This window comes from Arthrobacter sp. 10T419 (assembly GCF_056394105.1).
Genome location: NZ_JBFTHF010000002.1, coordinates 487776 through 500395, shown reverse-complemented (window position 1 = coordinate 500395; position 12620 = coordinate 487776). Strand labels below are relative to the sequence as shown.

Here is a 12620-nt window from a genome sequence, read left to right as displayed (position 1 = left end):
ACCGGGGTCAGGCTGGGGTGACGGGGGCGGCGGCGTCCACCGCGCCGCCGTAGCGGCGGTCCCGCTGCGCGTAAATCTCCACGGCGTCCCAGAGGGTGCGGCGGTCCACATCCGGCCACAGCGTGTCCAGGAAGACGAATTCGGCGTAGGCCGACTGCCAGAGCATGAAGTTGGAGAGCCGCTGCTCACCCGAGCTGCGCAGGAACAGGTCGACGTCCGGCAGGTCCGGTTCGTCCAGATACTTTTGGATGGTCCGTTCGGTGATAGCGCCTGGCCTGAGCCGGCCTGCGGCCACCTCCTCGGCGATGGCTGAGACTGCGTCGGTGATCTCCGCCCGGCCGCCGTAGTTAACACACATGTTCAAAGTGCAGGTGCTGTTGCCGCGGGTGAACTCCTCGGCCTCTTCTAGCTCCCGGATCACCGAGCCCCAGAGTTTGGGCCGCCGGCCGGACCAGCGGATCCTCACGCCCCACTCATCCAGCTGGTTGCGCTGCCGTCGCAGCACATCCTTGTTAAATCCCATCAGGAAGCGGACTTCCTCGGGTGAACGGCGCCAGTTTTCGGTGGAGAATGCGTAGACGCTGACGTGCTCAATGCCCAGTTCGATTGCCCCGGCCACGACGTCCAGCAGGGCCGGTTCCCCCGCCTTGTGGCCTTCGATCCGGGGCAGTCCACGCTGGTTCGCCCAGCGGCCGTTTCCGTCCATCACGATCGCGACGTGCCGGGGAATGAACTCGGCAGGGATGGCGGGCGGCACGGCACCGGAGGGATGCGGGTAGGGCGCCACCACTTCGGAGCTGCGCTGTCGGACGGGGTTCTTCTTGCTGCCTGGAGTTTTCTTGCCTAGGGCCACGGTTAGGTTCGCTCCACATGTTTGAGGGATTTCAGGACACGTTCCAAATGCCACTGCAGGTAGCTCGCCACCAGGCCGGCGGCCTCCCGGCGGTGGATGGTTGCGGACGCATCCGCGGCCGTCCAGTTCCCGGTCAGCAGCGCACCCAGCAGCAGCACCGTCTCCGTGGCCGGCGCGGGTGAACCCGGCGGCCGGCACTCCCCGCAGACCATGCCGCCCAGCGGGGCGGAGAACGCGGTGTGCGGGCCCGGAGCGCCGCAGCGGGCGCATTCGGTGAAGCTGGGTGCCCAACCGCCGGTGGAGAGGGCGCGGAGCAGGTAGGAGTCCAGGATGAGTTCCGGGGCATGGTCGCCGCGGCTCAAGGAAGCCAGCGCCCCGACCAGCAGGTTGTACTGGGCGGTTCCCGCTTCGCCGTCGACGTCGGTGAGCTTTTCCGCGGTTTCGGTCATCGCGGCGGCGACGGTGTAGCGGCCGTAGTCGGCCGCGATACTGGAGCCGTAGGCGCCCTTGGCGACGGCCTGCGTAACCACGTCCAGGGTGCGGCCGGAGATGAGCTGGAGGTCCGCGACCATGAACGGCTCCAGCCTGGCGCCGAATCGGCTGCTGGTGCGGCGCACGCCCTTGGCGACCGCGCGGACCTGCCCGTGGTGCTTGGTCAGCAGGGTGATGATGCGGTCCGCCTCGCCGAGCTTATGGGTGCGCAGGACCACGGCGTCGTCGCGGTACGCGCGGGCAGCAAAGGAGGAAGGTTGGGCCACAGTTAATCTTCGCACTGACTTTCGGGAATCTCTGCCATTGGGAAAACAGCACTGCGCCGCCGGAGACTCCGACGGCGCAGTGCTGTTCCCGAATGGCCTAGGCGCGGGCGTCCCGGATGGCGCGGTTGACGGCGGAGATGACGGCCTTGAGCGAGGCCATCGACGTGTTGGCGTCGATGCCGACGCCCCACAGCACCCGCTCCCCCACGGCGCATTCAACGTAGGCCGCGGCCTGGGCGCTGCCGCCCTCGGACAGGGCGTGCTCGCTGTAGTCCAGCACGCGGACGTCAACGCCGTCCTCGCGCAGGATGCTCAGCAGGGCCGCGATCGGTCCGTTGCCCACCCCGGTGCGCCGGAGCTGCTTGCCGTCCACCTTGAGAGCGGCGGTCAGCGTCATGGTGCCGTCCTCGTCGGACTCGGTGCTGACCGCGCCGAGCGCATAGCGGCCCCACTGGGCTTCGGCCGCGGCGGAAGGCAGGTATTCGTCCTGGAAAAGCTGCCACAGCTGGGCGCCGCTGACTTCGCCGCCCACCGTGTCGGTTCGGCGCTGGATGACACCGGAGAACTCGATCTGCGCGCGGCGCGGCAGGTCCAGGTTGTGCTCGTTCTTGAGCAGGTAAGCCACGCCGCCCTTGCCGGACTGCGAGTTGACCCGGATTACGGCCTCGTAGCTGCGGCCGAGGTCCTTCGGATCGACCGGCAGGTAGGGCACCTGCCAGGCGTAGTCCGCGACGTCCTTGCCGGCGGCGGCGGCGTCCTTCTCCAGGGCTTCCAGGCCCTTCTTGATGGCATCCTGGTGCGAGCCGGAGAAGGCTGTGAAAACCAGGTTACCGCCGTAGGGTGAACGCTCCGCGACGGGCAACTGGTTGCAGTACTCCACCGTTCGGCGGACGTCGTCGATGTCGGAGAAGTCGATCATCGGGTCGATGCCCTGGACGAACATGTTCAGGCCCAGCGTGACCAGGTCGACGTTGCCGGTACGTTCGCCGTTGCCGAACAGGCAGCCCTCGATCCGGTCGGCACCGGCCAGGTAGCCCAGCTCGGCCGCCGCGACGCCGGTACCGCGGTCGTTGTGCGGGTGCAGGGAGAGGATGATTCCTTCGCGCGGGTGCAGGTGCCGGCTCATCCATTCGATCGAATCGGCGTACACATTGGGGGTTGCCATTTCCACCGTGGCCGGCAGGTTAATGATCACCTGGCGGTCGGCGGATGCTTCGAAAACGTCGGCGACGGCGTTGCAGACGCGCACGGCGTAGGCGAGCTCGGTGCCCGTGAAGGACTCCGGGGAGTACTCGTAGGTGATGTGGGTGTCCTCGAGGGTTTCCTCGTACTTCTTGCACAGACGGGCACCCTGCAGGGCGATGTCGAGGATTCCGTCCTCGTCCTGGTTGAACACGACGCGGCGCTGCAGGACCGAAGTCGAATTGTAGAGGTGCACGATGGCCTGCTTGGCGCCGACCAGGGACTCGTAGGTCCGCTCGATCAGATGCTCGCGGGCCTGGGTCAGGACCTGGATCGTAACGTCGTCCGGGATGTGGTTGCCCTCGATCAGCTGGCGGACGAAGTCGAAGTCCGTCTGCGAGGCCGAAGGGAAGCCGACTTCGATCTCCTTGTAGCCCATCCGGACCAGCAGATCGAACATCTTCATCTTGCGGGCCGGGCTCATCGGGTCGATCAGGGCCTGGTTGCCATCACGCAGGTCGACCGCGCACCAGCGCGGGGCCTTGGTGATGACCTTGTCGGGCCAGGTGCGGTCCGGCAGTTCGACCGTGATCAGGTCCTGGAAGGGGACGTAGCGGTGGACCGGCATTCCTGAGGGCTGCTGTGCGTTTCGCATTACTATCGGGGCCTTTTCTGTGGTTCTTGGTGAAAGGGTGGCCGGGCAACACAAACTCCGCAGCGAGGTTTGGCCTTGCGCTAGATCGCGTCTGAGGCCCCGCCGCGGCAGCTAAGAAGGAGCAGTTCTGCGCGCACGTTTTCACAGTAACACGGGTGCGTAAGATGAAGGAGCCATACCTCCGTAACGTCCACCATGCAGACGCTGTGCCGGTCCCAGGCCCGGTTCAGCCTCCCACTCGAAGGAGCATCAGTGCCGCTTTCCGGGATCGACAAGACCACCATCGACGACGGCGTCCGCCCCCAGGACGACCTGTACCGGCATTTCAATGGCGGCTGGCTGAAGAAAACCGCCATTCCGGACGACCGGCCCCTGGAGGGAACGTTCACGGCGCTGCGCGACGGCTCGGAGCTGGCGGTCAAGGAGATCATCCTGGAGGCGGCCGGCCGCGGCGAGGCAGCCACCGGTATCGAACGCAAGATCGGCGACCTGTACAACAGCTTCATGGACGAGGCCGCCGCGGAGGCCAAAGGCGCGGAGCCGATCCGGGAGCGGCTGGCCGAGGTTTTCGCCACCGGCTCGGTGGCCGAACTGGTCCAGCTGTCCGGACGGCTCTTCCGCGCGGACGTCTCCGGACTGTTCTACATTTACCCGGCACCGGACGCGGGCAACCCGGACCGGATCCTGCTCTACACCGGCCAGGGCGGCCTGGGCCTGCCGGATGAGTCCTACTACCGCGAAGAGAAGTTCGCGCCGATGGTCCAGGCCTACCGTGAACATGTCCGCACCATGTTCGGGCTGGCCGGCGTAGCGGACGCGGAGGCAGCCGCGGCCCGGGTGGTGGACCTGGAGACGTCCCTCGCGTCCCATCACTGGGACAAGGTCACGCTGCGCAATCCGCAGAAGACGTACAACTTGAAATCAGCCGAGGAGGTCTCGCAGCTGTTCCCGCTGCTGTCCGCCTGGTTCGATGCCGCCGCCATCGTGCCGGAGAAGCGCTCCGAACTCGTCGTCAGCACGCCGGACTTCTTCGCGGGCGCCGCGGAACTGCTCCAGGCGGTGCCACTGGCCACCTGGCAGGAATGGCTGGCCATGCGGGTGGTCAGCGCGGCGGCGCCGTATCTGTCCGCCGCGTTCGTGGACGCGAACTTCGCCTTTTACGGCACCACGCTCAGCGGCACGCCCCGCAACCGGGACCGCTGGAAGCGAGGCGTCGCCGTCGTCGAGGCCGCCCTGGGTGAGGCCGTCGGGCAGATCTACGTCGCCCGGCACTTCCCGGAAAGCCACAAGGCGCACATGCGTTCGCTGGTCGGCAACCTGATCGAGGCGTACCGCGAATCCATCACCGGCCTGGCGTGGATGGGCGAAGAGACCAAGCTGGAGGCGCTGAAGAAGCTGGATTCCTTCCGGGCCAAGATCGGCTACCCGGACAAATGGATCGACTACTCCGCCGTCGTGATCGACGAGGCGGACCTGCTGGGGAACGTGGAGCGCGCCCACAGCGCCGACGTCGACCGGCACCTGGACGAGGTGGGCAAGCCCGTGGACCGGGAGAAGTGGCTCATGACGCCGCAGACCGTGAACGCCTACTACCATCCGTTGCTGAACGAGATCGTGTTCCCGGCAGCCATCCTGCAGCCGCCGTTCTTCACCGCCGACGCCGACGACGCCGTGAATTACGGCGGCATCGGGGCCGTGATCGGCCACGAGATCGGCCACGGCTTCGATGACCAGGGCTCCCAGTACGACGGCAGCGGCCTGCTCCGGAACTGGTGGACCGAGGCCGACCGGACGGCCTTCGAGGCGCTGACCTCCAGGCTGGTGGCCCAGTTCGATGCCCTCTCCCCCGCGGAAGCCGAAGGCCACCACGTCAACGGCAGGCTGACGCTGGGCGAAAACATCGGCGATCTTGGCGGCCTGACCATCGCCTACAAGGCGTACCTGATCAGCCTCGGCGGCCAGGAGGCGCCGGTCCTGGACGGGCTGACCGGAGCCCAGCGCTTCTTCGCTTCCTGGGCGGCCAGCTGGCGGCAGGTGATCCGGAGCGAGGAAGCCATCCGGCGGCTCGCCACGGATCCGCACTCCCCCAACGAATTCCGCACCAACAACATCGCCCAGAACCTTGACGCCTTCCATGCGGCCTTCGAAACCGGCGAGCAGGACGGCATGTGGCTGGCGCCGGAGGAACGCGTCAGCATCTGGTAGCCAGCCTTCGGCGGCAACTGAGCCAACAGGGGCGGGCCGGGTGAAATCATCACCCGGCCCGCCCCTGTTAACTTCGTTCGGCCGGCCCCCAGTTCGTGCCCCGTCCTCGTCCTAGGGGACAATCAGCTCCGGGTTCGCCTGCTGGCAGACGGTGTCACCGGCGGTCTGGTTGACGATGTCCGGCGGCAGCGATACCGGTGCATCCGCCTGCTTGGTGCCGCTCTTGTAATCGCTGCCCACATAGACCTGGACGCCGGTGACACCGGCCGCCGGGAGCACCTGCTTCGCCCGGATGCCCAGCAGTTTGGCGACGTCGGCTGCAACGTCGGCGAAATCTGCTCCGTAGTAGACGGCGGTGGCCGCCACTGACTGGGCGTCGAACTGGCTTGTCTGGGTGAAGCCGCCGGCCTTGAGGGCGGCCGCGAGTTCCTGGCCCCGAGCCGGGTTACCGGAACCGTTGGCCACGGCAATGGGCTGCAGCGTCTTGTCGTAGGCCGGGGCGGCCGGGGCCTTGCTGGCCGTCGGCGTGGCACTTGCCGACGCGCTGGCGGAAGCATCGGGGGTGGCCGCAGGCTTGGCCGTCGGGTCGGTCAGGTCGATGTCCTTGCGCATCGCCGCAAACAGCTCGGAGGCTGCGGGTTCCGCCAGTTGGAGGCGGTTCGAGTCGGACACCGCCGGCTCGGTCGGGGCGGCAACGAAAGCCACCTTGCCGACGTCGATGTTCTTCAGCCGGTTCCCCACCGTCAACAGCGTCGGTACGGAGGCCAGGCCGTCGTCGATGGTCAGGTTCTTGGTAATGGCGTCCGCAATGCCGAGCATCCGGGCCGGGTTGGTCAGGGTCCCGTCGTCCTTGATCTTGCGGACCAGCGAGGACAAGAAGCCCTGCTGCGCCTTGATCCGGCCGAGGTCACTGCCGTCGCCGAAGGCATGGCGGGTACGAACGAACGAGAGAGCCTGCTCGCCCTTGACCTTGGACGTGCCCTTGGGAAGCCGGAGCCCGGAGTCCGGGTCGAAGACCGCGTCGCTGATGCAGACATCCACACCGCCGACGGCGTTGGAGAGTTCCTTGACGGCATTGAAGTCCGCCATCATGAAGTGGTCGATCTCCAGGCCGGTGAGCTTGTTGACGGTGTCCACGGCACAGCCGATGCCCGCTTCGGACATCGCCGAATTGATCATGACGCCTGTCTGGGCGGGATACTGCTTGTTGGACTTCGGGTCCTTGCACTTAGGGGTGTCCACCAGCAGGTCGCGCGGGAAACTAATGACGCTGACGCGCTTGTTGTCCGCCGAGATGTCCATCAGCATCATGACATCCGAGTGGCCGTAGCCGGAGGAATCGTCCTTGGAGCCGTACTGCGAGTTCTTGCCGTCGCGGGTGTCCGTGCCCAGGATCAGGATCTGCATTCGCCCGGTGGCATCGTCGGGCGCGCCCTCCGTCCGGCTGTTGCCGGCGCCGAGGGCCTGCGTGCTGATGTTGCCCTGCAACCGGATGAGCCAGTAAGCCCCGAACGCAATGACCCCCACGAGCAGCACGGAGACAACGATCGTGGTGGCCTTCAGCCAGCCGGGGATATGCCGGGCGGCGCCAAGATGGCGCGCCGGGCCGACGGAAGGATCTTCCGCGTGCCGAGCAGCCGCATGGGACCGAACCGGGGGGCCGGTTCCGTCTGCACGGTTATCACGGGGTAGAACCACGGGTGGAGCCTTCCTTTGCGAACGGGAGTTTCCCTATTTTAGTGGCCGAAACTGGGAAAATCCCGATGGGCATGCCCGAGCGGGGCCGCGGCGTTGTTGCGCGGTCCGTCCCGGCGGGTAACCGCCGCCGGTTCAGTCCAGGCCTAGAAGCCCAGCTTCACCAGCTGCTTTGGATCCCGCTGCCAGTCCTTCGCGACCTTGACGTGCAGGTCCAGGTAGATGCGGGCGCCGAGGAGCGCCTCGATGGCCTTGCGGGCCGTGGTGCCGACGTCGCGGAGCCGCGCTCCGCCCTTGCCGATGATGATTGCCTTTTGCGACGGCCGTTCGACATAGAGATTAACCCGGACATCCAGGAACGGGCGGTCCTCGGGCCGGCCCTCGCGAGGAACAATCTCATCGACCACAACCGCCAGGGAGTGCGGAAGTTCGTCGCGGACGCCTTCCAGGGCTGCCTCGCGGATGAGTTCGGCGATCATCACCGCTTCCGGCTCGTCCGTCAGGTGTCCGTCCGGGTAAAGCGGCGGCGACGGCGGCATGTGGCCGATCAGCACGTCGGCGACGGTGCCGACCTGGAAGCCGTCCGTCGCGGAGACGGGAACGATATCCTTCCAGCCGTCCTCCCCCAGCACCTCGCGGCCCAGGGCGGCGACGGCGAGCAACTGCTCGGTCAGTGCCTGGCGGTCCACCGTGTCGGCTTTCGTCACGATCGCAATGACCGGCTTGTTGCCGATGGCGGCAAGCTGTGCGGCGATGAACTTGTCGCCGGGGCCGATCTTCTCGTTGGCGGGCAGGCAGAAGCCGATCGCGTCGACCTCGGCGAGGGTGTCCGCGACCAGTTCGTTGAGCCGCTTGCCCAGCAGGGTCCGCGGGCGGTGCAGGCCCGGGGTGTCGACCATGATCAGCTGCGCGTCGTCGCGGTGCACAATGCCGCGGATGGTGTGCCGGGTGGTCTGCGGCTTCGCCGAGGTGATGGCGACCTTCTGGCCCACCAGGGCGTTGGTTAGGGTGGATTTCCCCGCGTTCGGCCGTCCCACCAGCACCGCGAACCCGGCCCGGTAACCGCCGAAAGGCGCTTCGCCGTCGGACTTATTCTGCTTGCTCACGTGGAACTCCCTGTTGCGTTGGTTCAGCCTCGTCGAGAAGATCTTCAAGGTCAGTTTCTTCCTTTGGCACCGCGGCCGCAATGATGTGGCTGACGCGGTTCCGGCGGCCTTCCAGCCTGTCGGCCCGGAGGGTGACGCCGTCGACGCTGACGGTGCTTCCGACGATCGGCACCCGGCCGAGCGCCTTGGCGAGCAGGCCGCCGACGGTGTCCACCTCATCGTCGTCGAGCTCCAGGTCGAAGAGCTCGCCGAGGTCGTCGATGCTCATCCGGGCGCTGACCCGGTAGCTGCCGTCGCCCAATTCGACCGCTTCCGCGGCCTCGGTGTCGTATTCGTCCACGATCTCGCCGACGATTTCCTCGATCAGGTCCTCGAGCGTGACCAGCCCGGCGGTGCCGCCGTACTCATCGATCACGATCGCCACGTGCGTCGATTCCTTCTGCAGCTCGCGGAGCAGCTCGCTGACCGGTTTGGAGTCCGGCACGTAGCGGACCTCGCGGGCCAGTTCGTCGACGACCGGGGGTTCCTCGCCGGGGGCCAGGTTGTGGACGACGGCGGCGACGTCCTTGAGGTAAACGATGCCGAGGATCTGGTCCGTGTTCTCCCCGATGACGGGGATCCGCGAGTACCCGGAGCGGAGGAACAGCGACATGGCCCGGTGCAGGCTGGAGCCGGAGTCGATGCAGAGAATGTCGGTCCGGGGCACCATCACGGAGCGGACCAGGGTGTCGCCGAAATCGAAGACGGACTGGATCAGCTCGGCCTCGTTGTCCTCGATCACGTCGGATTCGCTGGCGCGTTCAACGAGTTCGCGGAACTCCTCTTCGCTGAAAAAGGCCTCGTTGTCCGCAGGCGCCCCCGGTGCGACGGCGCTGCCCAGGGTGACCAGCCAGCCCGGGATCGGACCAAGTACCCAGCAGAGCCAGCGGATCAGCGGGGCGGAGAAACGGACCATGCCGGCGGAGTGCACCCGGCCCAGCTGGCGCGGGGACACGCCGACGATCACGAAGCCCACGAGGGCCATGATGCCGGTCGCGGCGAGCCCGGCGAGCCAGACATTGCCGAGCAGGCTGTTCAACAGCACGGTCACGGCCACCGCGGAGGCCATCTCGAACCAGACCCGCCAGAACCGCAGCGCGCGCATGTGCGCCACCGGCTGGGCCATGATCCGTTTCAGCGCCGTGCCGCGACTCTGCAGGATCGCGTGTTCGGCGTCGTGGCGGGGAAGGTAATTAAAGGCGGCCTCTGCCGCGGTCAACACAGCCGCAAAGCTGAGGAAGACCAGCGCCATGCCGGCCAGGATCAGTGGGGTCACTGAATCGTCTCTGCCGGGGCGTCCTTGCCGGTGAAGCCGGAGAGCAGCTCGCGCTGCAGCCCGAACATCTCTTCCTTCTCTTCCGGCTCCGCGTGGTCGAAGCCCAGCAGGTGCAGGATGCCGTGGGTGGTCAGCAGCAACATCTCGTCCTGGGTGGAGTGGCCGGCGTTCTTAGCCTGCACCTCCGCCACCTGGGGGCAGATCGCGATGTCGCCGAGCATGCCCTGCGGTGTGGGCTTGTCCGGCGTGCCGGGAGTGAGTTCATCCATCGGCACGGACAGCACATCGGTGGACCCGGGCTCGTCCATCAGTTCGATGTGCAGCTTCTCCATGGCGGGCTCGTCGACCAGCAGGATGGACAGCTCCGCCTGCGGGTGGATGAAGAGCCGTTCAAAGACGAACCGGGCCAGCGCCACCAGCTCGGCTTCGTCCACCGTGACGCCGGATTCGTTGTTGACCTCGATGCTCATGCGTGTTCTCCCCGGTTCTCCCGGGCGACGGAATGCTTGACTCGGTTCCTTTGTGTCTCGTCCCAGACGCTGTACGCGTTGACGATGTCGCCCACCAGCCGGTGCCGGACGACGTCGGATGCGTCCAGGACCGAGAAATTGACGTCCTCGATCCCCTGCAGGATGTCTTCGACGATCCGCAGCCCGGAACGGGTGCCGAACGGCAGGTCCACCTGGGTGACGTCGCCGGTGACGACCATTTTGGAGCCGAAGCCCAGCCGGGTGAGGAACATCTTCATCTGCTCGGGGGTGGTGTTCTGGGCCTCGTCCAGGATGATGAACGCGTCGTTGAGCGTGCGTCCGCGCATGTAGGCCAGCGGCGCCACCTCGATGGTGCCGGCGGCCATCAGCCGCGGGATCGACTCGGGGTCCATCATGTCGTGCAGGGCGTCGTAGAGCGGACGCAGGTAGGGATCGATCTTGTCACTGAGCGTGCCGGGCAGGAAGCCGAGCCGCTCCCCCGCTTCGACGGCCGGGCGGGTCAGGATGATCCGGCTGACTTCCTTCTGCTGCAGCGCCTGGACCGCCTTGGCCATGGCCAGGTAGGTCTTGCCGGTGCCGGCCGGGCCGATCCCGAAGATCACCGTGTTCGCGTCAATGGCATCCACATAGTTCTTCTGGTTCAAGGTCTTGGGCCGGATGGTCTTGCCGCGGCTGGAGAGGATGTTGTGGGTGAGCACGTCCACCGGGTTCTGCAGTGACTGGGTGCGCAACAGCGACACGAGCTGCTGCAGGACAACCGGCGTAATCACCGTGCCGCGCGCCACCAGGCCGCGCACCTCGTTGAGCAGCCGCATGATCCTGGGCACGTCGGCGGCAGGGCCGCTGATGGAGAGCTCGTTCCCGCGGACATGGAAGTCGACGCTGGGGAACTGGGTTTCGATAAAGCGCAGGGCTTCGTCATGGCTCCCCAGGGATTGCACCATCTGGTCGGAATTGTCGAACAGGACCACCTCCGTCCGCAGACCTGGGAGGGAGTGGGGAAATTCCCCTGCGGTGCGCTCGTTCGCGCTGATCCGGGCCTTGCCGTTGGCTGCTTCAGTCATGGTGTTGGCCCGTGGGCCTCTGGTCCCCTCCAGTTCGGAAATGGTCTCGCCGCCTCGGCGCCGGCCGACGGCGTTCCGGGCCGTCCGCGCCGGGTTTCAGCGGGTCCTTCCATCTTACGCCAGCGCGGCCCGGTGCCGGAGCGGAGGGCATTAGGTATCAACTTCATATCGTCCTCATATCGTTCCCGTTGCAGTTCGCCGGACAGCGCGGAATCCCCACTGGAGCGCAGGCGCCTTGTGCAATGCTGGATTCGGCCCTGCCGGGCCCGCGGAGCGAGCAACACAGCGAAGGGACAGGGGCAATCAGCCAGCGTGGAGTGAACAAGACAGCAGCAGGGCGGCGTACGCGCCGCGGCTTGCTGCACCTTGTGCTGCCCGCTGCCCTGGCGCTGTCCGGCTGCGTGGCCACGCCCCAGCCGGGCATCACGAACTCCGACACGCCCTCCCACACGGTCCCCGGCCCGGCCGCCGGCGTCGCCACCACCAGCGCACCGCTGGAATCCACCCAGGCCTCCAACAAGGCTCCGGTCTACTGGATCGGGCGCAGCAACAACAACGTCTTCCTGTACCGCGAGTTCCGGGACGTGTCCGAAGAGGACAATCCGATCACCAGGGCGCTGCGGGTGATGATGTCGCAGAAGCCGCTGGACCCTGATTTCTTCACCCCGTGGCAGAACCCCAGGCTCCTCGCCACCTCGATTTCCGGAAAGAACGTGATCACGGTGGACGTGTCCGCCGATGCGTTCAACAGCAACGTCGACGCCGACATGGCCGAACGCGCGATCCAGCAGCTCGTCTACACGGCCACGGCCGCCGGTGCCAGCGCCGGGCTGACCGATACCGGGCAGCAGATCCAGGTCGTCATCCTCGTCGACGGGCACACCGACTACGTCGCCTTCAACCGGGTCCGGCTCGGTTCACCGACCTCGCGCAGCGCCGGAATGGTGGCGCCCGTGTGGATCATCGATCCGCAGGAGGGCACCGAGGTGGCGGACGGCGCGGTCAAGATTTCCGGCCGGAGCACGGTCCCGGGCGGAAAGCTGCGCTGGGAGATCCTGCGGGTCGACGGCGCCAGCAAGACGCCCTATCTGGACGGCAACATCACGGCCTCCGCCGATGCCTCGAAGCCCGGCCTGTTCAACCTCTCGTTGAACCTCGGTCCCGGTGAGTATGAGGTCCGCGTGTCGCAGGTCGATCCCAGCAGCAAGGTCCAGGACCTGAACGTAGATACCCGCGGGTTCACTGTCCGCTAAGGCATTCCGCTAAGGCAGGCACCCGGCGGACCCGCACGGGCGC

The 12620-nt window shown here is 66.7% G+C and carries 10 protein-coding genes; 2 read left to right on the top strand and 8 right to left on the bottom strand.

Annotated features, from left to right (window positions below; translation table 11 throughout):
• Positions 1–7: 7 nt before the first annotated feature.
• From AC1DBD_RS05885 to leuA, 3 genes are all read right to left on the bottom strand, one after another.
• Entirely contained in the window at positions 8–853 is an 846-nt protein-coding gene (locus AC1DBD_RS05885; RefSeq protein WP_476981619.1) for an isoprenyl transferase, read from the bottom strand.
• A 2-nt stretch (positions 854–855) separates the two neighbouring features.
• Positions 856–1611 (bottom strand): DNA repair protein RecO, encoded by a 756-nt coding sequence (gene recO, locus AC1DBD_RS05880; RefSeq protein WP_441417752.1) that lies wholly within the window; start codon positions 1609–1611, stop codon positions 856–858.
• A 97-nt stretch (positions 1612–1708) separates the two neighbouring features.
• The gene (gene leuA / locus AC1DBD_RS05875; RefSeq protein ID WP_476981618.1) at positions 1709–3448 is read right to left on the bottom strand and encodes a 2-isopropylmalate synthase; all 1740 of its coding nucleotides are present in this window, start codon (positions 3446–3448) and stop codon (positions 1709–1711) included.
• Between the two features lie 252 nt (positions 3449–3700).
• On the opposite strand from leuA, the gene AC1DBD_RS05870 reads away from it, so the two are divergent.
• Positions 3701–5653, top strand: coding sequence for a M13 family metallopeptidase (locus AC1DBD_RS05870; RefSeq protein WP_476981617.1), 1953 nt, complete (start codon positions 3701–3703; stop codon positions 5651–5653).
• A gap of 111 nt (positions 5654–5764) precedes the next feature.
• On the opposite strand, the gene AC1DBD_RS05865 is transcribed toward AC1DBD_RS05870, so the two are convergent.
• From AC1DBD_RS05865 to AC1DBD_RS05845, 5 genes are all read right to left on the bottom strand, one after another.
• Positions 5765–7351: an LCP family protein gene (locus AC1DBD_RS05865; RefSeq protein WP_476981616.1), complete on the bottom strand. Its 1587-nt coding sequence runs from the start codon at positions 7349–7351 to the stop codon at positions 5765–5767.
• 143 nt (positions 7352–7494) lie between these two features.
• Positions 7495–8454, bottom strand: coding sequence for a GTPase Era (gene era / locus AC1DBD_RS05860; protein ID WP_175321064.1), 960 nt, complete (start codon positions 8452–8454; stop codon positions 7495–7497).
• Positions 8438–9769 (bottom strand): hemolysin family protein, encoded by a 1332-nt coding sequence (locus AC1DBD_RS05855; RefSeq protein WP_476981615.1) that lies wholly within the window; start codon positions 9767–9769, stop codon positions 8438–8440. Before AC1DBD_RS05855 ends, era begins: the two co-directional genes overlap by 17 nt.
• Positions 9766–10239: an rRNA maturation RNase YbeY gene (gene ybeY / locus AC1DBD_RS05850; RefSeq protein WP_175321062.1), complete on the bottom strand. Its 474-nt coding sequence runs from the start codon at positions 10237–10239 to the stop codon at positions 9766–9768. The genes AC1DBD_RS05855 and ybeY overlap by 4 nt, the downstream gene beginning before the upstream one ends.
• Positions 10236–11324, bottom strand: coding sequence for a PhoH family protein (locus tag AC1DBD_RS05845; RefSeq protein WP_476892487.1), 1089 nt, complete (start codon positions 11322–11324; stop codon positions 10236–10238). The genes ybeY and AC1DBD_RS05845 overlap by 4 nt, the downstream gene beginning before the upstream one ends.
• Before the next feature lie 317 nt (positions 11325–11641).
• Here AC1DBD_RS05845 and AC1DBD_RS05840 point away from each other — a divergent pair, with 317 nt between their 5' ends.
• Complete coding sequence (locus AC1DBD_RS05840; RefSeq protein WP_476981614.1) at positions 11642–12577, top strand: GerMN domain-containing protein; 936 nt, start codon at positions 11642–11644, stop codon at positions 12575–12577.
• Positions 12578–12620: the final 43 nt, after the last annotated feature.